Below are 2,470 nucleotides of genomic sequence, written 5' to 3'. Positions count from 1 at the left end.
CGTCACGCCGAACACCGACCGCGTCACGGCGGTGTCGGGGTTGGCGGTGCGTACGACGCGACGGCTCCGGGTGACGCGGTCGAGGCTGACGCGGACCGGCGGCGCGTCGAGGAAGACGTAGCCGACGGCGGTGTCCTGCGTGGCGTTGGCGTAGCGCAGCCAGCGCAGGTCGGCGGTGCCGGGGCCGGTCCAGGGGCGGCCGTCGGCGCGCGCCCCGGTGAGCGTGACCCGGTCGCCGGGGGCGGCGATCCGGGCGTCCACGGTCGTCGTCACGGCCCGCCCACCGGAACCGGGGTCACCGATCCCCGCCGCGAGCACCACGATCTCGTCGTCGAGCAGGAACCACGACTTCGTGGCCGCCGCGCCCCGGTAGACCAGGAAGTCGTCGGGGAGCAGCTTCCGGTCCCGGTACGCGGCGTCGCTGGACTGCACCATGGCGGCGCTCCCGTACGACCCGAGGACGGCGCCGCCGGAGTGCCGGTTGGTGCCCCGGGGGAAGTAGACGTACTTGTTCTGCGACTCGGAGGACGAGGTGAAGTGCAGGGGGTGGCCGGGGTTGTCGTAGTACGGCTTTCCGTACGCCTCCGGGACCGTGCGGCGCTGTTCGACCGGGGCGGTGACCCCGGCGAGGCCGTAGGGCGAGACCGTCGTGTAATAGTCGACGCCGTACGCCTGCGTCTGGTCCTGGCCCGCGAGGTACAGGTAGTGCGCGCCCTCGCCCTGGAACCACGGCATGAGGTTCTCGCCGTTCATGTACTCGTACTTGCTGATCCGGTCGGAGCTGCGGGCGAGCGCGAAGGCGTACCCCGGTCTGCGGTGGACGGTCTTGTCCATGGCGTTGAAGGCGACGCTGCGCTCGGCGGGGTTGAGGTCGGCGGGGACCACGGAGTCGTCGGCGACGATGTCGGCGTGGCGCACGATGCTGACGGGCGAGGTGAAGCGGGCCGGGTCGAGGTAGGCACGCGAGGTGGCCCTGAGGTGTTTGACGTACGCCTTGAGCGCCGCCGCCCGGTCCCCGTCGGCCAGCGAGGAGAGGTCGACGACGGCCTCGACGACCACGGCCACGTCGGTGTAACCGGAGTCCGTGCGCGCGACCGCCCGGCCCTTCACGATCTCCATCATCCAGCCCTCGAAGATCAGCGGCGCGAAGCCGTCCCTGACCCAGCCGAAGACGGTCGGCACCAGCTCGGCGCCGTGCGCGAACCCGGTGCCGTCGAGGATCTTCAGGGTCTGCACGACACGGCTGAGCAGGCCCTTTCCATACGATCCCGTGTACGCGACAGAGCCGTGCTGGATGAAGGAGCCGTCGGCGTAGTGGCCGTCGGTCACCCCGTGGGAGAGGTGGTACGGGTCGATGGTGACGAACACGGTGAGCTGGTCGACGAGGGCCTTGCGGATACGGGCGGCGCCGTCCGCGCCGAGCAGGGCGCCCTGGAGGATGCGGTTGGTGGTGATGTCGGCGAGGTTGGCGCCGGTGTGGAAGCGGGAGTCGAGGTCCACGTCACCGTCGGTGCCGCTGCGGAGGTAGGCGTCCATGGAGGCGACATAGGTGCGCGTCAACTCGGGGCGGTAGGCGCGCACTTCGTCGGCGAGCAGCACGAGGGTCTTGCTGACGTGCTGCGATATGCCGATCTCCCAGTGGAACCAGTTTCCGTAGTAGCCCTTCGACTGGTCCCCGTAGTAGCGCTCGTGCAGCCACACCAGGCCGTCGATGACCCTGCGCTGCACGGCGGCGTCGCCGTACAGCCCCGACGTGGTGTCCGGGGTGGGGGTGCGGGTGGCCAGGGCGATCTCGTAGAGGCGGCGGTAGGCGGTGTTGAGGCCGGCCTCGTCGGTGCCGAGGACGAGGCCGTCGAAGAGCTCGTCGTCGCCCGCGTCGTCCATGGCCTTCAGGTTGGCCCGCGCGGCCTTGTCGACGGCGGCGAGCTTGCCCGCCGTCTCCGGCCGTGCGTTCGACGCGGCGGTCCCCGCGAAGATGTCCACGGTGTTGGCGAGCAGCCGCGCGCGGTCCTCGGCCGCCGCCGTGACGGCGCCCGCCGGGCCCCGGGGTATCACCGCCATGAGTCCGGCGGCCGCCAGGGCCGACAGCAGGCGTCTGCGGGTGATCTCCATGCGGGCCTCCACCGCCGAACGACGACAGGCAGATGTACGTGGTTCGGAAACGCATTCGGGGCTTTCCAGCAACCTACTCGGGAGCGTGCGGTAAGGCGCGGGGGTGCGGGACCGAATGGGCATCGGACGTACGTTCAAGCGGCCGAAGTTTACCCAGCACCGGAGCTGTCGTGACCCCGCGGTGCAGTGAACGCCTCGGGGCTCCGCCCCGGACCCCGCTCCTCAATCGCCTCAGGGGCTGTTTTCTGGCCCCGCCCCCCGAAACAACTGTGCCCAGCCGCGCCCGCAGGGTTGCATGGGAACCATGGATCTCCCCCTCCACGAAGATCTGTCCCCCGGCACCGGCACCCTCCCGCCC

Annotated in this window: 1 protein-coding gene; it reads right to left on the bottom strand. The window is 70.8% G+C overall.

Annotation, left to right across the window (positions count from 1 at the left end; genetic code table 11):
- Positions 1-2,112: polysaccharide lyase family 8 super-sandwich domain-containing protein (locus AB8Z36_RS37230; RefSeq protein ID WP_369217807.1), on the bottom strand; the 2,112-nt coding region annotated here is incomplete at its 3' end.
- Positions 2,113-2,470 lie beyond the last annotated feature (358 nt).

Origin of the sequence: Streptomyces flavofungini (assembly GCF_041028215.1) — a bacterium.
Taxonomy (GTDB): domain Bacteria; phylum Actinomycetota; class Actinomycetes; order Streptomycetales; family Streptomycetaceae; genus Streptomyces; species Streptomyces flavofungini_B.
Note: the sequence above shows the minus strand (reverse complement) of the source record. Positions and strands in the feature narration are given on the sequence as shown.